This is a genomic window from Marinagarivorans cellulosilyticus (genome assembly GCF_021655555.1).
Classification (GTDB): domain Bacteria; phylum Pseudomonadota; class Gammaproteobacteria; order Pseudomonadales; family Cellvibrionaceae; genus Marinagarivorans; species Marinagarivorans cellulosilyticus.
This window is the reverse complement of the sequence record NZ_AP023086.1, coordinates 4603571-4623356: the sequence shown is the minus strand read 5'-3', so window position 1 is coordinate 4623356 and position 19786 is coordinate 4603571. Positions and strand designations below refer to the sequence as shown.

The 19786-nt window shown below is 45.4% G+C and carries 18 protein-coding genes; 6 read left to right on the top strand and 12 right to left on the bottom strand.

Going from position 1 to position 19786, the window contains the following annotated elements; genetic code table 11:
• Window positions 1–241: 241 nt before the first annotated feature.
• Genes MARGE09_RS18885 through MARGE09_RS18870 form a run of 4 tightly spaced genes read left to right on the top strand, consistent with a single transcriptional unit; the run spans window position 242 to window position 3326 of the window.
• Window positions 242–1033, top strand: a complete 792-nt coding sequence (locus MARGE09_RS18885) for a head GIN domain-containing protein (protein ID WP_236984695.1) — start codon at window positions 242–244, stop codon at window positions 1031–1033.
• Window positions 1034–1089: 56 nt separating this feature from the next.
• Window positions 1090–1476: a GntR family transcriptional regulator gene (locus tag MARGE09_RS18880; protein WP_236984694.1), complete on the top strand. Its 387-nt coding sequence runs from the start codon at window positions 1090–1092 to the stop codon at window positions 1474–1476.
• Between the two features lies 1 nt (window position 1477).
• Entirely contained in the window at window positions 1478–2359 is an 882-nt protein-coding gene (locus tag MARGE09_RS18875) for an ABC transporter ATP-binding protein (RefSeq protein ID WP_236984693.1), read from the top strand.
• A gap of 1 nt (window position 2360) precedes the next feature.
• Window positions 2361–3326: a hypothetical protein gene (locus tag MARGE09_RS18870; protein WP_236984692.1), complete on the top strand. Its 966-nt coding sequence runs from the start codon at window positions 2361–2363 to the stop codon at window positions 3324–3326.
• 174 nt (window positions 3327–3500) lie between these two features.
• Here the strand turns inward: MARGE09_RS18870 and MARGE09_RS18865 are convergent, their stop codons facing one another.
• The 12 genes from MARGE09_RS18865 to MARGE09_RS18810 form a co-directional block, all read right to left on the bottom strand.
• Entirely contained in the window at window positions 3501–4157 is a 657-nt protein-coding gene (locus MARGE09_RS18865) for an RluA family pseudouridine synthase (protein ID WP_236984691.1), read from the bottom strand.
• Window positions 4158–4173: 16 nt separating this feature from the next.
• A complete protein-coding gene (locus MARGE09_RS18860) occupies window positions 4174–5397 on the bottom strand; it encodes a heme biosynthesis HemY N-terminal domain-containing protein (RefSeq protein ID WP_236984690.1) in 1224 nt (407 codons plus the stop codon).
• Window positions 5397–6815 (bottom strand): uroporphyrinogen-III C-methyltransferase, encoded by a 1419-nt coding sequence (locus MARGE09_RS18855; protein ID WP_236984689.1) that lies wholly within the window; start codon window positions 6813–6815, stop codon window positions 5397–5399. Before MARGE09_RS18855 ends, MARGE09_RS18860 begins: the two co-directional genes overlap by 1 nt.
• A 9-nt stretch (window positions 6816–6824) precedes the next feature.
• Window positions 6825–7592, bottom strand: coding sequence for a uroporphyrinogen-III synthase (locus tag MARGE09_RS18850; RefSeq protein WP_236984688.1), 768 nt, complete (start codon window positions 7590–7592; stop codon window positions 6825–6827).
• Between the two features lie 278 nt (window positions 7593–7870).
• Complete coding sequence (locus MARGE09_RS18845; protein ID WP_236984687.1) at window positions 7871–8233, bottom strand: response regulator; 363 nt, start codon at window positions 8231–8233, stop codon at window positions 7871–7873.
• A 2-nt stretch (window positions 8234–8235) separates the two neighbouring features.
• Entirely contained in the window at window positions 8236–9645 is a 1410-nt protein-coding gene (locus MARGE09_RS18840) for a sensor domain-containing diguanylate cyclase (RefSeq protein WP_236984686.1), read from the bottom strand.
• Window position 9646: 1 nt separating this feature from the next.
• Window positions 9647–10294, bottom strand: a complete 648-nt coding sequence (locus MARGE09_RS18835) for a hypothetical protein (protein ID WP_236984685.1) — start codon at window positions 10292–10294, stop codon at window positions 9647–9649.
• Window positions 10295–10428: 134 nt separating this feature from the next.
• Window positions 10429–10629, bottom strand: coding sequence for a glycoside hydrolase family 25 domain-containing protein (locus MARGE09_RS18830; protein ID WP_236984684.1), 201 nt, complete (start codon window positions 10627–10629; stop codon window positions 10429–10431).
• A gap of 183 nt (window positions 10630–10812) precedes the next feature.
• Window positions 10813–11214, bottom strand: coding sequence for a glycoside hydrolase family 25 protein (locus tag MARGE09_RS18825; protein WP_236984683.1), 402 nt, complete (start codon window positions 11212–11214; stop codon window positions 10813–10815).
• A 114-nt stretch (window positions 11215–11328) separates the two neighbouring features.
• Window positions 11329–12417 carry an ISAs1 family transposase gene (locus tag MARGE09_RS18820; RefSeq protein ID WP_236984682.1) on the bottom strand — a complete coding sequence of 363 codons (1089 nt, stop codon included), beginning with the start codon at window positions 12415–12417 and terminating at the stop codon, window positions 11329–11331.
• A gap of 142 nt (window positions 12418–12559) precedes the next feature.
• Window positions 12560–13393, bottom strand: a complete 834-nt coding sequence (locus MARGE09_RS18815) for a CvfB family protein (protein WP_236984681.1) — start codon at window positions 13391–13393, stop codon at window positions 12560–12562.
• A 356-nt stretch (window positions 13394–13749) separates the two neighbouring features.
• A complete protein-coding gene (locus MARGE09_RS18810) occupies window positions 13750–14007 on the bottom strand; it encodes a hypothetical protein (RefSeq protein WP_236984680.1) in 258 nt (85 codons plus the stop codon).
• A 532-nt stretch (window positions 14008–14539) separates the two neighbouring features.
• Between MARGE09_RS18810 and MARGE09_RS18805 the strand changes: the two genes are divergently transcribed.
• Entirely contained in the window at window positions 14540–15730 is a 1191-nt protein-coding gene (locus MARGE09_RS18805) for an ABC transporter substrate-binding protein (protein ID WP_236984679.1), read from the top strand.
• Window positions 15730–19461: a response regulator gene (locus MARGE09_RS18800; protein ID WP_236984678.1), complete on the top strand. Its 3732-nt coding sequence runs from the start codon at window positions 15730–15732 to the stop codon at window positions 19459–19461. The genes MARGE09_RS18805 and MARGE09_RS18800 overlap by 1 nt, the downstream gene beginning before the upstream one ends.
• The last annotated feature ends 325 nt before the right edge of the window (window positions 19462–19786 follow it).

Genomic DNA, 19786 nt, shown 5'->3' with positions numbered 1-19786 from the left:
AGCTATAACACCCAATATGCACGCTAGTGCAGCTGATACACAATTTTTCCTGCCAATAATTGCTCGCAACTTACTGTTATAAAAGACTTTTAATCTTAGTGTTGAAAAGGGCGCCATGTTTTTTGGGGCGGCTGGTTGCGCATCTGAGTTATGGTGATATAGTTGCATATAACACCGGTTGACGGCAACGCCAGAAGCGGTAGCTATTTAAACAATTATTTACACCTCAAAGGGGAAGACTATGAAATTTATGCCAGTAGTTATCGGAGTGTTGTTAGCGTGGGTAATGGTGATTTGTACGCAAACGGCATTAGCAGAAGATGTTATAGAGCGTACGGTTGCCATCAGTGATGTTACTCAGTTGCAAATTGAAGGGGATGGCTCCTTAGTGTTGCGCATAGGTGAAGCGCCGCAACTGAAAATGACAGCGGCAAAATCGCAGCTCGATAAAATCAAGGTGGATGCAAAAGGTAATACTTTGCGCATTCGCAAAAATAATCGCTGGGGGTGGTTTTCTGAAAACTCGAATATCGCCTACGACGTGACATTAACGCAACTGCAATGGTTAGAAGTGTCGGGTGGAATGTCGGTGGATGTCCTCTCAGCAGTAACGGCAGATAACTTCGAATTAAAAGTGAATGGTGGCAGCACAATTAACTTTGCCGAGCTTACGGTTAAAAATAAAGTGCATTTTAAGTTAAATGGTGGTTGTGAATTTAACGTGGCCCAGTTAACTGCAAAGGAGTTGGATGTTAAAGGAAACGGCGCATCAGATATTACAGTGGCGGGTAGGGTTCGAAAGCAAATACTGAAATTTAATGGCGCTTCAGACTATAAAGCTTACGCGTTGGAAAGCCATGTGGCCGATGTTCATAATTCGGGCGCAAGTGATGTTAAATTGTGGGTAAAAGAAAAACTAGATTTACATCTTAATGGCGCAGGTGCGGTTTATTACTACGGTAACCCAGAAGTTTATTCACAAATATCGGGTGTTAGTGATGTTGTTCGTCAAGGTGATGTGCCACCTAAATAAGGTTGTATTTTTACATGCAGCTAAGTGTTGTTACTCATTAATATTGAGGTATGCCTATGCAAGATCAGTGGAATGATGATCAGCCCATTTATCGCCAATTGCGCGACCGTATGGTGGGCTTAATTTTAGAAGGGGCGTTTCAGGAAGGGGAATCAATTCCTTCTGTGCGCGCAGTTTCAGCCGATTACCAAATCAACCATTTAACGGTATCTAAAGCTTACCAAGCATTGGTTGATGAAGGGCTAGTAGAAAAACGAAGAGGTTTGGGTATGTTTGTTGTTCCTGGGGCGCAAGAAAAAATATTACACGCTGAAAAAACACAGTTTTTAACCGTAGAATTACCAAAGCTAATACAGCGTATAGAGCAGCTGGGTATATCCAAGCAAGAATTGTTGGGTTATTTACCAATTGATAACTCATCGCAAGATAGTCAGGAGGCGTAAGGTGATTACCAATAACGAATATGTTGTAAATGCCAATAATGTTAATAAGCGGTATGGCGATCACCAGGCGCTAAAAAATATAAATTTTTCAATAGAATCAGGCCGCATTGTAGGGTTAATTGGCCCTAATGGTGCGGGTAAAACAACGCTGCTAAAGGGCTTGCTGGGTTTGGCTTCGGTTGAGGGAGAGCTAAGTGTGCTGGGTTTTAACCCCGCAAAGCAGCGCACACAGTTAATAGAGCAGGTAAGTTTTATTGCTGATACTGCCATTATGCCGCGTTGGTTAAAGGTGAGCCAAGCTGTAGATTATGTTGCGGGCGTACACCCGCGTTTTAATCGTGAAAAGGCGCAGCATTTCTTGGCCAAAACAAATATTAAATCCAATAGCCGCGTTAGTGCTCTATCGAAAGGTATGATTACCCAACTGCACTTGGCGCTGGTGATGGCTATTGATAGTCGTTTGCTGGTGTTAGATGAGCCAACATTAGGCTTGGATATTGTCTACCGTAAACAATTTTACAACGCCTTGCTAAGTGATTACTTCGACGAACAAAAAACAATTGTGATCACGACACATCAAGTTGAGGAAATTGAAAATATACTAACCGACTTAATGTTTATTAATCGCGGTGAGCTAGTGCTGGATCTGCCGATGGAGTCTGTTGCTGAACGTTTTACCGAGTTAAGTGTTAGCAATGCGCAAAAAGCTGCCGTAGAGAAGGCGGGGTATCACGCTATTAGTGAGCAACAGCGTTTGGGTGGGGTAAGTATGTTGTTTGAAAATATAGCAAGCGAGTTGTTGACGCCGTTTGGCCAGGTTCGCACGCCAACGATCGCTGATTTGTTTGTGGCGAAAGTTAATCCAACGCAGGTAGGAGCATAATATGGAACGTTATATTATTCCGGTTAAACGTGAAATGTGGGAGCACAATGGCGCTTTTGTGAAGGTTCCTGCTGTGATATTTGTTGTGCTGTGCATATCCATTCTGGCGGCAATTGCGCTAGGGCGTGCGGCAGATTTTGGCCAAAGTTATCACTACCAAGTTCAAATGGAAACTGAGCACGAAGGCGATATTCGCGAATTCGAGTACAGCGATATTGTATTGGGTGAAACAGATTCAGTCACGAGTAATCACCATTCTGCCGGTGCTTTGCCATTTCCTGAAAAAGAAATTAATGAAGGTGCCGGCATTATTAACAGTATCTCCTATATTGCTTTTTCCGGCATTTTATTCTTGATTTCTATTTCGTATTTATTGGGGGCTTTATCTGCAGATCGACGCGACGGCAGTATTTTATTTTGGAAATCGATGCCTGTAAGCGAAACACAAAACGTGCTCACAAAAGTGGTTGTGGCATCGTGTGTTTTATCCGCGATAGCTTGGGTGTGCGCGCTTGCTTTTAGCTTGGTACTTTTAATTGTTGCTACTGTGCTGGCGTTAATGTCCGGCTATGATGGTGCTTTGAGCATTGTTTGGCAGGAGCAAGCTTTAATAGGCACTGCTTGGCAGCATATAGGCTCATTCTTGGCGGCAGCGTTATGGCGTTTACCATTAGTGGCTTGGCTTTTATTGGCCTCGGCTTATGCGAAAAAAACACCCTTCTTACTCGCAGTAGCGCCTTTGTTGGGCCTTATTGTTGTAGAGAAAATCATCTTAGGTTCTACGGGCATGTTTTCTTTGTTTCTAGATTACATCGCATTTAATGTTTTCTTGTCGTCACATGCGGCCTCGGGCTGGGGGAGCTTGTGGGTGGTGTTAACTTCGATGCAGTTTTGGCTGGGCACTTTGCTTGCTTGCGGCATGTTATACGGCGTAGTGTGGCTGCGAGAGAATCGTTACGAAAGCTAACTCTAAGGCATCTCTAATATATTCAGCTTTCTAGATGTAGGTGGATTTTAGAGATTCCCTCAAGTTAGTTGCAATATAAAAAAGCCCCATCAGAATATTTTGGTGAGGCTTTTTTGTGTCTGATTGTTTTAATCAAGCCTCGAGGTTGTTAGCTCAATTCTACTCTAGCTGGCATTAAAACGCGGTAGGAGTCTCGATTGTTATTTTCGTGTGTGTGAATGGGTGGTTAAAGCACAGTGTTGTAGCGTGCAGGCATAAGCGATCTTTTTGCGATTTTGCTGCGTTATGACCGTAGAAAGGGTCTCCTAGAATGGGGTGACCGATTGCATCGAGGTGAACGCGTAATTGATGGGTACGCCCTGTTAGTGGGCGAAGTTCTAATAGCGCGATATTTTGCTCGTTATTACTTTCTAGTAAGGTGTAGTGCGTTATGGCTTCCTTTCCTTGAGTGCAGACTTTTTGTAGCGGAATATCATCGGGATTGGCAGCTAGCGCTAAATCAATAGTCCCTTTTTTATTTTCGGGTATTCCCCATACTAATGCGTTATAGGTTTTTTTAACCTTTCGTTCTTGTAACTGCTTTTTTAGCGCGCCTTCGGCCTTTTTTTGTTTAGCGAAAATGAGTACGCCTGAAGTGTCGCAGTCTAAACGATGGATCAAATAAATTTCGCTAAACGCTGCTTGCAAGCGCGTTAGTGCGCAATCGTGCGTATGTGGCGCGCGCCCAGGGTTACTGAGTAAGCCGCTGGGCTTGTTAATGGCGATGTAGTAGTCGTCTTGATAAATAACCGGCGGTAACCCTTCCGGCGGTTGGTAGCTGAAAATACGCATACGTGAGTTTTCCAGTTTAAGGCTCGTTGGGAGTTGGCAGCGATGTGCCGGCACTGTGCAATAAACCTTGCTGGAATAGGGCGTTACTGTTTTGGTGCTCGCCTAAGTTCCCTAGTAGCCGAGCGAGTTCTGCATAGGCTTCTGGGCTGGGTTTAAGTTTTAAGCTTTTTTCAAAATACTCTCGCGCTTTACCCCAAAGCTCACACCGCAGGGCAATGCGGCCAAGTGCGAGTAGCAGTGCTGGATTATTGCCTTTGTGATCAAGCCAGCGCTCGGCATACTGTAGCTGTACAGCGGCGTCGTCTGTTTTTGTGTGGGCAAAAAGATTAATCAAGTCATCGTCATAATGTTTTTTGAGTAACTTGCGCAAAATGGGCTCAGCGGTTTTGTCGTCTCCTAGGTTCAGCAGCTGCTGAATATAGCGGTATTCTAATATGCGGTCTTGTTTGTTGGCTTTAGGTACTACTTGCCAAAGCGAATCGAGCGCCTGTGTATTTGTAGTTGCTGCGATAAGCCCTTGGTATATATCGCGTTCTAATACGGCTTGTTCGTCGGCCGATAAAATGCGAGCTTTTTTAAATCGGGGAATTAGGGTGTGCAGTGCTTGCCAGTCTTGCTGATCGCGGTGCAAATTTAATAGCATATTTAATAAGCCATGGTGAAGAGGGTGTTGGCTCAGTGCGGTATTAATTAAGCGTAAAGCCGCATCGGTTTGGCCTTGTTTTTGATGATAGCGCGCGCGGCTCATTATTAAGGTCACGGCATGGGCTTTGTCATCTAAGCGTTCGGCTTGGGATAAGAAATGATCGGCTTCATTAAAGTGGCTTAAATCGGCGGCGGTATTAGCGGCATTAATTAGGCTTAAGGTGTCGTTTTCTTGGCCTTTGGTTTTGGCTATTTTTACAAAGTTGCGATGGGCTTCGTGAATATTACCTTCCCATAGTGCAGCCATCGCGCGCTCTTGGCGTTTCCATAGCAAGCTTTGTGATTTAGCTGGCCACCAAGTGAAAGTTTTAATGGTCGCTTTCCAGGTGCCTTTAATGAGTGCTTTGGACCACCAAATGCTGGTTAAAAGTAGAATAAAAATTAATGTTGCCATCCAAAAACGCATTTCAATTATGTGCCCGCCTACGGCAATTAACACGTAGCCTGGGTCGCGCTGCATCATGGGGATCAAAAACATGGCGGCGCCACCGATCACAACAAACGGAATAAATACCCACAGTAAAAACTTACGCATTACTGTGCTCCTTTGGTAAGGTCGCTATTTTGGCCTGCATTAGGTGCATTTAGCCGATGTTGCGTAGCAATATAGCTATGCAATAGTTTTAATGAGTGAGAGATGTCGGGTAAGGTCGGGGCAATATCTTTTTGTGCGAGGCTAATAAGTTCTTCGGCAAAAGCGGCGCGCTTTGGCGATTCAAAATAATATTGAGTAACCAGCTCGCTGGCGGCTTTAAGGCTTTCTTGATAGCTTACGGTATCTTCTTTTAACAGCGATATTTGCGCCTGTTCTAAAAGCAGCCGTGTATTTAGTTGCATTAACTGTAAACGTTGCTGCGACACAATAGGGTTGGCTAGCTCGTCTGCCGAGCGCATGCTGAATGAGTTGCGCAAAAATGAAAAGACATTATCCATTTCACGCTTAAAGGCTGCCCAAGTGGTTTCGCGCATGGGTTCTGTGGCTTTGCTGTTGCTAAAGCGTTCTTCCTTGGCGGGTAGGGTGGGCAGCTGATCAATAGCGCTGGCGAGTGAGCCGAGCTTTAAATAAATGCCTTGCGTGTCCACAGGTTCAATTAATCGCAACGCTGTTATTTCGCTGGCCAGTAGTTTACGAATTGCAAATAACTCGCGGTCGCCTAAACCGGCGCTTACCCGTTCCATAATGGCGTCGGCCCTGGCCAATAGTGCTACGGCATTTGCTGGGGTGCGCTCCATAAGAACTCGCTGATTGGCGAGTTTTAACAAGTACTCCGCTTCGGCCAGCAGCCAGTCTTCGCGGGAGGTTGTCGAAAGGCTTGTTAGGCGCTCTTGTTGGCCGTTAAGTCGCGCTTCGTGCTCTTTTAATTGCAGCTGTAGTTTTTGTCGCTGTGTTGTGGCTTCGCGATTTATGGCTTTAAATTCACCATCGACACTCTGTTTAAAAGTTTGCAGTTGGCCCGCTTGCGCTTTTTCGCCGCGCGTTAGTTGGTTGTCTAATTCGTTTTTGAGCGTGGTTAAGGCGCTTTGGATATCGATATTCTGACTTTGGTATTGCAGTGCTTGCTGGTAGCCCCAGTAGCCAGCGGCGGCTGTTGCGCCCCAACCAACAATAATGAGTGAGCCAAGCAACCAAAAACCTTTTTTTGTGGCTTTTTTTTCGGTTGCCTGCGGCGTTTCGGTAGGCGTGGGCGGCGCTTCAACTTCTACCACTTCAATGGTTTCGTTAACGGGCGCGGGCTCGGTTACAATAACGGTTTCGGCTTTGTTATCGTCTTGCTCGCTCAGGGCATCTGCTTGTTCATCGTTGGTAGGGCTATCGGTTTTGTTGTCTGTTGGGGTTTCGTCTTCATTACTGTCGAGTGCCGGCGTGTTGTTTTCTGAGGCGCTGGGTTGAGTATTTGCCTCGGTGTTCTCGTCGGTTGCATCGCTGGGTTTATTGTTGGGCTTATCGTTCATCGATAATCCTTATAGTGTACGTGAGTGAGTAAGGCATTGGTGCGTAGCCGCTAGCATGGCGTCTTGGCTGGCGTTGGCAGCCACGGTAACGTGCTTGAAGCCTGCTTGTTGTGCTATATCGGCAACCCTTTGTGCGGGCACTATCAATGCGGTGTCATCTTTATTCATGTTTGAGGGTAGCGCTAAAATCAGGTTCTGTAGTGTCTCGCCACTAAAGAGAGGAATAATATGCTGCCTGTCCAATGGTAATGCAGCGCATTGTGCCTTGGCTTGATTAGGCAATGCGCGCTGGTAAAGTTCACAATAGCTGACTTTCGCCCCGCGCAGCTCCAGTACCTCGGCCAAGGTTGGACGGCCGCCCTGACCACGGCAGATTAAGACTTTCTCTTGCGCTACCTGCTGCAAGCTGGGTAGCGCAAGTAGCGCCTCGCTATTCATGGCTTCACCGCATTCGATCACGTCGGCGTGATGGCTGCGCACGACTTGGGCTGTTTTACTGCCAACGGCATAAAATTGAATGCCCACCGGTAACTGAGGCCAGTATTGATCAAACCAGTCAAAGCCATGCTTAACGGCATTTTGGCTAACAAAAAGGACATGTTGGAACTGATCTAAATCGAGTACTAAGCTCTTAACCGCTTGCATCGCCTCGTCGCTACTGACGGGGATTATCTCCAGCAGAGGCAGCGCCACTGTTTCCCCTAGCGCCGTCAGCTGCTGCTGCCACGATGCGTTCTGGTGGGCGGGGCGAGTAGCCCAAAAAAGAGGAGTTTTCATGACGCAGGTAAGCCTTGTACATTAAGGCATGAGTTTACTGCAAGTAATGCCACAATCCCACAGGGTATGTGTGGCTTGCTGTTTTTGGCGGACGCACTATGCACGTCGGTAAGGCAATGCCTTGAGAGTATGAGTATTTGAGTTGGAGATGGAGTGAGGCACAAGTTGCTCTCTATGGGTTGGAATGGCTCTGTTTTTGAGGCGATTTTACGAGAGTTTAAGGTAATGAGAGCTCGATTGACTTTAAATTAAAGTGGCTAGCCAATAGGCATCGGCAATCAATTGAGCACCTTTCCAACAACTCTAATTAGGCTTGCTTTCTCGTAAGGTTTTAGTATCCAGGCCATGACTCCGGCTTCTTTGGCTTGTGCTTTTAAGTCGGGGCGGGATTGGGTGGTTAGCATGAATATGGATGCCTTTTTGTCTGGGTTGTGCTGTTGGATCATTTGGCACATTGAAAGGCCATCCATTTGCGGCATGTTGTAATCGGTAATAATTAAATCTACGGCGGAATTTAAGGCAATGTCGAGGCCTTCTTCACCGTTGCTGGCTTCGAGGGTATTGTAGCCGGCTTCTTTTAAGTCTGTGCTTAATTGTAATCGAATCGTTTCAGAGTCGTCTACTACTAATACCGTATACATAGTTACTTAGTCTCGAATGAATGGGTTTCAGCAATGACTGTATTTTTGCCTGCATCTTTTGCTTGGTAAAGGAAGGTATCTACTCGCTCAATGAGCGCTTCAATGCTTTCATCTTTGCGGCAGCTAATTACGCCGGCGCTAAGAGTCAGTTGCATTGTGGTGCCTGAAGGCGCGCTGGCCCCCATGTTTTCCACTTTTTGCCGTACTGTATCGGCAAAGCTGTAACCTATTTTGTTTTGTCCATGTTCTTCTGGCAGCATGACTAAAAATTCATCACCACCGTAACGCACTGCTACGGCGCCGGCGTTGCTGTGTTCTAAAATCACTTGTCCTACCGATGAAATAGCTTTATCGCCGGCGGCATGGCCGTATGTATCGTTAATTTTTTTGAAGTTATCGATATCAAAAATAATCAGCTCTATTGCGCTAATGTGGCCGTATTTATAGCCGTTAAGCAATGTGTTAAATCCATCATTCATGTATAGGCGTGTATACAGGCCAGTAAGGGGGTCGCGTACCGCGCACTCGTAAAGCTCTCGGCTTTGGCGCTCTAAGTCGTCTATGCGCTTGCGCTCGTTTGCCATTTTAACGGAGTTGGTATCATCTTGAAGGATGACTAAAAATTTTTGAATCGCGTTGTTCGAAGGGATAGCTTGGTACGATGCTTTAATCCACTTTTGGTCAAAGGTATTACGGCGCTTTATGGCAAAGGATTTTAAATAGTAAGGGTCCAGTGCTGCAAAATCGCTCATGGGTTTACCGGCGCAGCCAATCATGCGTTTAAAAGTCATTGCGAGGTCTTCGGCATCTTTATCGCTTGCTAAATCTATGGCCTCGTGCAAGCGCTTTCCTATTAGTGCATTATTTTCCAGTAGTACTTCTGAATACCGCGATAAAACTTCGTCGATATAACCATCGGTATTAATCATTAATATGGCCAGTGGTAGGCTTTCAAATATTCCGCTGAGTTTAGCTTCCGATGCGTAGATGCTGCTGCAATCTTTACCGACGAGCACATACAGTTGGCCCTCTGCTGGGCTGCAAGTTTGTAACGGTGCAATAGACCATAAATATTGTTGGGTATTTTGGCTGTGCGGTGGCGTAATATCTGCTCGAAACTCTACCTCTTTTGCATCGCTGTTATCTTCTTTATTGAGTGCAGCTAAATGATGCTCGACGACGTTTTGGTTTTCGCTATCGAACATTTCTACAAAGCTTTGATGCAAAATTTCATCCATTGATAATTGCAGTAAATCGCAAAAAGCGGCATTGGCTCGAATAACAAAATGTTTGTTATTAATGATGGCAAATACACTTGGGAAACCGTCCAAAATTTGCTCGACATTGCTATTGGCTTGCTCTAACAGAGCAAGCATTTTTTGCGAGGCAATAAGTTCGTTGCTACTAGTCATATTAGAAAAAGTCTATGTCTTGGGCGGGGGCGTCTTCGGTTGGGTTAATCGCCAATATTTTTGGAATAACCTGTGGGTTGCTAAGTTCGCTATAGCAGCTGAAATATAAGGTGCCAAAATCGCCCTCTAGCCCCCAGCCTTCGCCAAATTTAATAAAAGGTGAGGTTTTGTGGGTGTAGTCGGCATAAATCTCGTAATAGCCGCGGGTGCTTAGCGGAATGCTAAGGCCTGCCATAATGTCTTGGCTTGCGAGTTTTCGGCAAATGGCGCCGCAAAATTGATTGCCAAGTTCTTTGATGAAGTCGACGTCTTGCCGGCTTAAGGGCGCTGAAGCATGACTTACGCGGCTGCGAAAGCGTGAGCGAATTTGTTGGTAATTAAAGTGGATTTTGACTAGCAGTTGCAGCTCGGGCCCAGAAATTGTCAATAGCACCAGCTCGTTTGCGAGTACTTGGCCTGGTGTGTAGTAGTCGATATCTACGGCGCTAGAGGTTGCGCCGCCAACAAATTGTTCGATCTGTTCGATAGAGGTTGTCCGCAACACCTGCGACATGTGCTGCTGCGCATCTAGAATATGCGTTTCAGTTTCGCACTTAACATTGTTACTGTCGGCACTCACGGCGTTTACCTTTAGTTGGTCGTATTCCATGAGTATTGCACAGCGAAGGGCATGCGCCAGTCTCAAGCTTGCAATATAGCCAGACATTATTAAAGGGGTAAAGTTAGAAGGTAAACGTCATTTCAGGAAGGTTAGAAGCCCAAAGATATTAAGCATTTGGTGCGCTATTTGGGTGATGCGCTTTGCATTGCCCAAAAAGCTTCTAGTTGTACTTGGCTGCCATTAAAGTGCTCTCGATCGCATGGCCCAATACCATCGACGGTGTGGGGTTGTGGTCCGTGGTTGCCATCGGTGTACTGCCAAAGTGTCCAGGTGGGCCAGATTTTGGGCAGTATGGGGGTATCTGCATACTCTGCAAGCCACAACCAGCATTGCGATAGGATGGTTTGCTTGGCTTGGCTGATGCCTGCTTTAGTAAGTGTGCATTTCTAAAAATGCACTTTTTTCGCGATAGCGGCGTCAGCTCCGTCCTCGAGTCCTCATTTACACCACGTAAACTGCGGCTCTCCGGGCGGTGCTTCCTTGCTCTCACAAAAAAATTACTATTTTTAGAGGAGCCCAGGTGTGCTTTGTATAAAAGCACTGCCGGTATAAAGACCGGGGTAGCGGCCTGTCGCCTTGTGTATTTTCGCGACAGATGTTTCTGCTTGCGCTAGGCTCATTGGGTTATCGGCATAAGCCTCGAAATCCAGCGCTAATAATGTGTTGTTACCTGCCACCGCAAGAAAGTGGTCAGCTTGTGTGCTGGCATCATCGCCGTTGCCAAAGTGATATGCGCCGACGCAAAGACCCGCCTTCTGAGCGCTTAAGGTATTATTGGCAAACGTTGGGTCTGTGTAGTGGTGGCCTTGGGTTGCTTTGTGAATAATGCCAAAAATACCGCTTTGCTTAACCTTCGAGAAGTCGTGGATAGAGTTACGGTGGGAAACATCAATAATGTTATTCAGCATGGATTTGTTTCTTTGGCTTGTGGCTTAAGCTTTAAAGTATAGGCCAACTCAGCACTTGTTAACAAAATAGCGGCTAGCCGCCAAAGGGGCATTGCCAGGGCCTCCTAGCAATAATTAGACAGACAGTAGAATTTTTGCCCTATAGTCATCATCAATAGCGGAGGCCATGACTCGGTGTTTTAATCTGCGCTTACTCGTATCGTTAACCTTTAGCAAATTCATGCAAAACCTTTTTATAACAGCCATTGCCGCCGCTCCAGATGCGAGCCTACATTCATCCTCTTTGAAGGTAACATCGAGTTGCCAGTGTAAATTATTTTCAACTCCCCAGTGACTTCGAACTGCATCGGCGCCGCGTTGCGCGTCAACCGCCAAAGAGCTTAAATACCAAGAAACTTCTGATGACTCTTTTTCGCCTTTTATTGTATTGCGTTCGACACGAATCAGTGAATTAGCATCACACCATTTTCTCGCTGAATTAACCCAGCCGCTAATTTCTACATGATGCGTTTTTCTTTGCTCAATTCGACCATGACCTTTATCGACTTCTTCATAGGTATCATGGGTTGTGTTGGCAAAGTCTTCGCGTCTTAATTTGTGGTAATACGCTTCTATCTCAGCACGTAACGCCTTTTGGTTGTCTTTTAGTTGAAGTACATAATCGCCTCCCCCACTGCGAATTTTATCGGCTATTTTTACTTGGCAGCCCATTGCATCCGTTGTAACAATGGCACCGTTAATATCGATTAGATCAAGCACCAAAGGAATCGTTTGTATTTCATTTGATTTGTCTTTAGTTTTTAGCGCCGTCAACGTTACCCCTTGTTTTTTTGACCAAGCACTTACCATGTGAATGGTATCTAGAGCGCTATGCCTTGTACCTCTCATAGTCTTGCCGTCAATCGAAATAATATCCCCTTCACCTGCCTCTTGAATGAATGCTTCGAAGCCTTTTATTAACTCCTCTGTATTTATTGAGCAAATGAAAAAACGTAGCGTTTCAACACAAGGTATTGAGTCTAAAGTGACAAAACGCTGGAGCCATTCATGCTTTAGCTTGGCAAATTCAACCATAGCTTCTGGGGTGTCATATCCACTGATGGTTGAGGAAAATATGATCAGCAGGAGGCTCGATAACGCGTATTTCTTGTTTTTATCTTGTCTCGGATCAGTAATATGAGCCGTACATTCGTCTAAGGTCACTCAATTCTCGCTAAAGGTTATAAAAACGAGCAAATCTTAGACAATGCGGTTGATTATTACTAGGGGGCCCTGGGGGCATTGCTTCCCACGCATAAACAATAACCTTGCTATGAGCGGAGTAGCCGTTAAGGCTCTCTGTCAGTTATTCAGTAAGCCTAATGCCATCACCTTCAAGTAATAACTCTTTCTTTTTATATAAGTTACCGATGGCTTTTTTAAAAGCGCCTTTGCTCATGCCTAGCTCAGCAGAAATAACCGCGGGTTCGGTTTTGTCGTGAAGTGGAGCGTAGCCGTTGTTTTTCTTAAGGTAGGCCAGTATTTTTTGAGTGTTTTTGTCGTGCGAGCGGCTACCGCCATTTAAAGTTAAGTCTATTTTGCCGTCGTCGCGAATTTGCCGGATAAACCCTTTAATACTTTGGCCAAAGCTTAGGCGTTCAAAAACGTCGGCTTTATACAGTACGCCCCAATGGCTGTGGTTAATAATTGCTTTGAAGCCAAGTTCAGTGGAGTTAGCGATGATTAAATCTACAGCCTGCCCGTTTGTAAGGTTTTCAGGTGAGTCTTCACGTACAAATTTATCGATTTTAGAAGAAGCGACAATGCGTTCATCGCGAGGGTCGACATAAAGCCGTACAAGATAAGAGCGGCCAACTTCCATTTTTTTATGCTGTTCTGCAAACGGGACGAACAGATCTTTGTCTAGCCCCCAATCCAAAAAGGCGCCGTAAGTGTTGGTATCGACGACCCGTAAATAAGCAAATTCCCCCGTTTGTGCGTGCGGTTTGCGGGTAGTAGCTATTGGCCGATCTTCTGAATCGAGGTAAATGAACGCTTCTAGCGTGCTGCCAAGCTTGGTGTCTTTAGGAGCTACGCGGTTGGGGAGTAATACTTCCCCTAAGTTTTTGCCATCTAAGTAAAAGCCGAAGGTGACTTGTTTTACCACTTCAAGGGTGTGGGTGCGGCCCAATTCCAACATGCTGACTACCTAATTAATGAAAAAGGGTAAGTATACACTGCTAAAGTGGCGAAATAATGCTGTTGGCGGAGCTTTGGGGAGGGGCGGTGACGAGCTCCAGCGCCACCAAGACGGTGGCGCTGGGTAGCTATAGCGTGAATATTCCGCGCTATAGGTAAAGCGCTAGGCGGCTTTCTTTAAAGACTTCTTCAGCTTTTTCAGTTTGCTTTCTTGCTTGCTGATTTTAGCTTTACGGGCTTTGATTTCTTTTTTGATTGATTTAACTTTCTTAGACATAGGGTTTCTCCTGTGTGCTTTTTAGAATAAGCGGGTTAAGTTTCACCATTTCAATTTATAAAGTGCACAGATGGCGGAGTTTAATTGCCGCCGTGCTCTTTTTGAAAAGTGCGAATGAAGCGTCGTATTTCCCGTGCGGCACTGGTATCCAGTGATTCGCAAAGGGCGACAAATTCATCGCGCTCTTTCGTATTTATCCGAATAATTAATTGGCTGTCTTTTTTAGCTTGTTTCTTGCCGGTAGTACTGGCCATATCCGATAAGTCCAAAATTGAGATGGTGCAGTCTAACATTACAAAAAGTAAATGCCATACAATGCATATGCAATGTATATACATAAGATATACCTTCCGCCAAAGTCTGTCAAATCTATCTGTCGTGCTTTAATTCGTACTCAAAGGGAGCGTACTCCCGGCGTTATTAATGCTATTCGCTATTGGGCACCTCTAAAAATAGTAATTTTTGTGTGAGAGCAAGGAAGCACCGCCCGGAGAGCCGCAGTTTACGTGGTGTAAATGAGGACTCGAGGACGGAGCTAATGTGCATGGATGGACCGAATACAGGTTTTGCAGGAGCGAAAACCTGTAAGCCGCTATCGCGGAAAAAGTGCATTTTTAGAGATGCCCTATTGCTAGAGCCAGCTTATAGCGCTTGGCATTAATGCTGTTTACCGTTAGACGGCCTGCGAATATAAGCTCTAAATATGCACCATGGCTGCGCAAATACTGGGCTGATGGCTAGACTGTTTAAAGAGCACTTGTTAATTGAGTTGTAAGCGGGCGGGCGCTATGTGGCGATATAACGGCGCCTTGGCGGCTATTGCAGACCGCACGTATTAATAAATGGCAGGCCTCTATCAAAGGAGAGGATATGTCCCTTGGATTAAGCGGCTGGAGGCTGTATGTGGGGTTTTTCGTCGTGTGCGTTGCGGCACAGGCTGCTGTGGTTCAGGAACTGAATGCCAGTAAAAACCATCACACGCAAGCCGACGAAGTGGGTAAGCAGGATATCGAAGCGGCTTATATTCCGTTAGCAGATCACTATGCGGCGATCATTGCTTACGAGAATTACGCTGCTAGCTTTAAGCACGCTAACTTTACCCTGACTCGCATGCCAAGCTGGGATTTGCTGCGCGCTTATTTTAAAGAGGGGCGCGCAGATATGGCATATACAATGGCGCCTTTGGCGCTAGATATGTACCGCGAGCAACCTTCATTTCGTTGGGTGGGGCTAATGCATCGCGACGGCAACGCCCTAGCCATTAATGAGGTGCTGGCAAAGCAAGTCCACTTGCCTCTTGAGCGCGCGTCGCGCAAACCCGACGCGCAAATTGCCAAAGCCATGGCGCAGTATTTTACGCGCACTCGCGAGCGAGTAAGAGTAGGAGTGCCGCATAAATTTTCGACTCACAATGTGGTGCTGTACCATTATTTGAAAAAACATGGCGTTTCGCTAGGCTTTGATCATAACAGCCATGCTCAGGTTGAATCTTTACCCATTGCGCCTGCTAAAGCGCCCCTATTTATTAAATCTGAAGGCCAGAGGGCAACCCCTGCTGCTTTTGAACAATCGCTCCCATGGGCTGATATTGTTGAGACCCAAGGCTTTGGTCGCGTCGCGTGGTATTCCAAGGATGTGTTACCCACTCAGTATGGCCATGTTGAATGCATTGCGATTGCTAGTGATGCAGCTTTAGCGACTAAATACTTGGCGGTGCAAGAAGTTATGGCTGCAATAAAACAGGCTGGGCGCGATATAGAACGGGCGCGCACGGAGGGCGGGGCACTGCTCGATGATTTGGTAGTTAAAATTCAGCGCCATATACCAGAGCATACGCGCGCAGCCATTGTTGCTAGTTTGGACCCCAATTTACGCGTGATAAATTATCAAAATCTAGCGGTTGATGTGCCTGGCTTAGCCAGCATTATGGACGCTGCGCTTGAAAGCGGTTTGCTGGCGCAAAGTGTTGATTTGCAAGTTTTTGCCGATGCGCGATTTTTACCTGATGCCGGCTCCGCAGTAGAGCATAGCCCGAGCGAAAGTGCTGTGGAGTCGCAATAATGGAGCGGCGATTTGTACCGCAAAAACTGCGTAATAAGCTAACGCAGTGGTTTTTGGTGGTTGCAATACCGCCGGTTTTACTGGTGTCCTTGTTGGGTTATATTAATGTTAAGTCGAGTTTGCAAGCGGCGATACGATCAGAGCTAGAAACTACGGCGTCAAATAATAAGGCGTTTATTGAAAACTGGTTTTTTTATCGTGATAAAGATATTGAGTCATTAGCGCAAAGCTATGAGGTGGCTCAATTACTGCAAAATTTGAGTTTAGATTTTAAGGCTTCACAAAAAGCCTTGAATGACTATACCCAGAGCTTTTCGTGGCAACAGGTGACGTTTGAACACGCGACCAACATTCATCAATTCTTAGCGAATTATGATTATATTTACGACATTTTTTTGATTGATAAGCACGCGAATATTTTGTACTCCCTAGCGCATGAAAGCGATTTAGGAACCAATTTGCGTACAGGCCCATACGCCAATACGCGTTTTGCAAAAGCAGTTGATCGCACCTTACAAAGTGGGGAGACGCTGTATTCTGATCTCGAGCGCTATGCGCCATCTAACCATCTTATATCGAGCTTTTTTACTGCAGCTATTGTGGACGAGCGGGGTAATAGGGCTGGGGTTTTTGCTGTGCAAGTGCGCATAGATCGAATTCTTGATGTGTTATCTAATGGCGGCAAACAACATTATTTAGTCGGTACGGACGGCTTGTTGCGCTCTGCCGTGCCCAATCTTTCCAACCCAAGAGCAAAAGCAGGAAAAAATAAAAACCAAAAATCCAAGGTCGAGTATGCCTCCTTACAAGATATGGTGCTGAATAAGAAAATTAAATTACAGGTTATTAATGAAAATAGTACTGAGAGCAAAGATGATGCCGTAGATGCTAGCGTTTATCGTGGTCCGTTTGGCTATGATGTGGTTGGTATTCAAAATACCGTTCAAGCGCTGAATGTTAGTTGGGTACTGGTAAGTGAGATCGACGAAAGATTAGCTTTTAGCGCTGTTTATTGGCTTCGCAATAGCTTAGTAGTGATATTGTTGCTAAGCGTTGCAGGTATAGCAATATTTACCTTCTCTATTACACGAAAAATTACAACGCCGATTCGCCGTTTGTCGGAGGCAGCAAAACTTGCTGCGAAGGGTAACCTTGAGCAAAGCTTTCAGGTAGATTCAGATGACGAGATAGCGGATTTGGCAAGCGCTTTACACACAATGCTCGATGCGCGTCGTAATTATGAAACACAGCTGAAAAACCATAACAAAACGCTAGAGCAAGCCATGTTCGAGCTGGAGGAACAGCGCATCGCTCTTGCGCATCATGCCATAGTAGCGATTACCGATCTTGATGGGACTATTACCTATGGCAATCAAAAGCTCGCTGATATTAGCGGTTATGCTCTTGAAGACATAGTGGGGGAAAACCATTGGGTATTAATATCGGGTAATCACTCAAAAGAATTTTTTGATGAGCTTTATCAATGCATAGAAAATGGCCAAATTTGGCAGGGAGTGATGTGCAATAAAGATAGGGAAGGTTCTGTCTATTGGGTTTCGGGAACGGTAGTACCGGTTAAAAATATTGATGGTAGCATTAAGCATTACATCTCTATTTTTACTGATATTACCGAGCAAAAAAATACGCAGTTAGCCTTAGAGCATGAAAGCGAGCGCGCAGAAGCGGCAAATCAAGCGAAAAGTGATTTTTTAGCCTGCATGAGCCACGAAATAAGAACACCAATGAACGGCGTGCTAGGAATGTTAGGGCTTTTGCGGCGCACGAGACTAACACCGGAGCAAGCTCGCAAGGTAGAAATAGCGGATACTAGTGCAAAATCTTTATTGACCATTATTAATGATATTTTGGACTTTTCTAAAATTGATGCCGGTAAGCTGAGCCTAGAAAATATTGACTTTGAATTGACGCCACTTTTTAGTGAAATAGCCGACACCTATGCGTTTAAAGCCGAAGAAAAAGGCTTAGAGTTGATATTAGATACTCATAAAATTGACTGCACTCGAGTTGTTGGCGACCCTACAAGGGTACGGCAAATTGTCACTAATTTACTGGGCAATGCGCTGAAGTTTACTGAAAAAGGTGAGGTGATTGTTCGAGTCGTTTCGCAACCTATAGCCGGGGAGCAGCCTGAAACAGACCAGGTTCGCATTGTTATTGAAGTTGAAGATAGCGGCATTGGTATACCTGACCATAAAAAATCTGACCTTTTTTCTGCTTTCACCCAAGCGGATACTTCAACCACCCGGCAGTATGGTGGCACTGGGCTTGGGCTGAGCATTGTTCGGCAATTGTGTGATTTAATGAATGGGCGTGTCAGCGTTACCAGTACGTTAGGCTCGGGAAGTTGCTTTCGCTGTGAGATTGTTTTGAATAAAGGCTGTATGCAAGCCCCGCTGATGCCTGTGGTTGATTTGTCTGGTCGGCGTGTGCTGATTGTTGATGATAACGCTGTTAATTTATCTATTTTTGCTGAGCAGCTAAAAATTAAAGATATACAGGTTGTGTGCGCTTCTAGTGCTGAAGAAGCTATTCACTATTTACAGCAAGCTTCAAGTACGGAAAATAATACGACTAATGAGGCATTATTTGATGCCGCCATTATTGACTTTCAAATGCCAAATACCAATGGCGCCATGTTAGGCATGGCTTTAAAAAAGGATGAGCGCTGGAGGGATATTCCCCTTGTTATGATGACGTCGCAGGGAAACCCCGGCGATGCCGCGCAAATGGCTAGCTATGGCTTTAGTGGATTCTTTTCTAAGCCTACGCCGAGTACCGTATTGTATAACGCTTTGGCTATTATTTTTGAAAATGGACCTGTGCTTGCTAGTGCTACCCCGTTATTAACACACGATTTTGTTACATCGTTAACGCATAAACAGCTTGAGGCTTCGGAGATAGACCGCAACGACGGTGCAATTGATGTTTCTAATTTAAATATATTGCTTGTAGAGGATAACCCTGTAAACCAAGAGCTTGTTTCACTTTTATTGGCCGATACGCAGGCAAACCTTATTATTGCTAACCATGGGCAAGAAGCACTTGATTTATTAAATGCAGACAATACGGAATTCAATATTATTTTAATGGATTGCCAAATGCCGGTGCTCGACGGATTTGCGGCCTCACAAGCGATTCGCAGTGGGCAGGCGGGCGAACGTTATAGGGCTATTCCTATTGTTGCTATGACGGCTAACGCGATGAAAGAAGATAGGGAGCGCTGCATTAATGCCGGCATGGACGATTATATGAGCAAGCCTATCAACGAAGACTTGCTGATTAAAATGCTGAAGCATTGGGGGCGTAACGCAGTAAAACCGTCTAGTAGTGAGCAAAAAGTAGACATAACGCCTTCAAACAGTGTGGCACTTAAGGCATGGGATTACGAGGCTATGCTGAAGCGTGTAGGTAATAAGCCCGAGCGGTTAGTGAGGTTAATAGGCCTGTACCTTGATAATGAAAAAAGCATTATGGATGATTTAGAAAAATGTATTAGCCAGCAAGCTTATGATAAAGCGCGTGAATGCTGCCATACTTTGCGAGGGGTGGCGGGTAATATGGGCGGCGTTGCTTTGGCGAAGTGCAGCCAAAAACTTGAAAACGCATGTGAAGACGGCAATAAGGCTGTGATAGCTGGGCATTACAAAGAAGTGCTAGCAGCAAAGAAAATATTAGAACAACAATTAATTGAATACCAATCAAAAAGATGAGGCTAATTGTCGATAGATATCTTTATTAAAGGGCATCTGTGAAAGTAGCAATTTTGTAACTATTCAGCCATAAAAAACATTGCTCACTCGGAGGGCCGATTGATTGTTTTCTATGCACTTGCGCGCCGGGCCTTACAGGGATTGTAAGGGGGAGAAAGCGCAGGAGCACGCTTTCCAGAGTGCGTGCTCAGCGCCCAGCCCCAGCAAGGATGCGTGGGGGTAGACTTTGCAGGTGCACAAAGTCGTAGATGGCTTGAGCGGCCTAGGAAATGATCAATTAGCACTCAATTTCGTAGGTGGCAGAATAGTTACGTAATTTTTTTGT

Coding starts and splice junctions, on each gene's coding strand:
- MARGE09_RS18810 (WP_236984680.1), bottom strand. CDS start 14,007: ATGTATATACATTGCATATGCATTGTATGGCATTTACTTTTTGTAATG.
- MARGE09_RS18860 (WP_236984690.1), bottom strand. CDS start 5,397: ATGCGTAAGTTTTTACTGTGGGTATTTATTCCGTTTGTTGTGATCGGT.
- MARGE09_RS18835 (WP_236984685.1), bottom strand. CDS start 10,294: ATGGAATACGACCAACTAAAGGTAAACGCCGTGAGTGCCGACAGTAAC.
- MARGE09_RS18825 (WP_236984683.1), bottom strand. CDS start 11,214: ATGCTGAATAACATTATTGATGTTTCCCACCGTAACTCTATCCACGAC.
- MARGE09_RS18815 (WP_236984681.1), bottom strand. CDS start 13,393: ATGTTGGAATTGGGCCGCACCCACACCCTTGAAGTGGTAAAACAAGTC.
- MARGE09_RS18880 (WP_236984694.1), top strand. CDS start 1,090: ATGCAAGATCAGTGGAATGATGATCAGCCCATTTATCGCCAATTGCGC.
- MARGE09_RS18885 (WP_236984695.1), top strand. CDS start 242: ATGAAATTTATGCCAGTAGTTATCGGAGTGTTGTTAGCGTGGGTAATG.
- MARGE09_RS18840 (WP_236984686.1), bottom strand. CDS start 9,645: ATGACTAGTAGCAACGAACTTATTGCCTCGCAAAAAATGCTTGCTCTG.
- MARGE09_RS18805 (WP_236984679.1), top strand. CDS start 14,540: ATGTCCCTTGGATTAAGCGGCTGGAGGCTGTATGTGGGGTTTTTCGTC.
- MARGE09_RS18865 (WP_236984691.1), bottom strand. CDS start 4,157: ATGCGTATTTTCAGCTACCAACCGCCGGAAGGGTTACCGCCGGTTATT.
- MARGE09_RS18850 (WP_236984688.1), bottom strand. CDS start 7,592: ATGAAAACTCCTCTTTTTTGGGCTACTCGCCCCGCCCACCAGAACGCA.
- MARGE09_RS18855 (WP_236984689.1), bottom strand. CDS start 6,815: ATGAACGATAAGCCCAACAATAAACCCAGCGATGCAACCGACGAGAAC.
- MARGE09_RS18870 (WP_236984692.1), top strand. CDS start 2,361: ATGGAACGTTATATTATTCCGGTTAAACGTGAAATGTGGGAGCACAAT.
- MARGE09_RS18800 (WP_236984678.1), top strand. CDS start 15,730: ATGGAGCGGCGATTTGTACCGCAAAAACTGCGTAATAAGCTAACGCAG.
- MARGE09_RS18845 (WP_236984687.1), bottom strand. CDS start 8,233: ATGTATACGGTATTAGTAGTAGACGACTCTGAAACGATTCGATTACAA.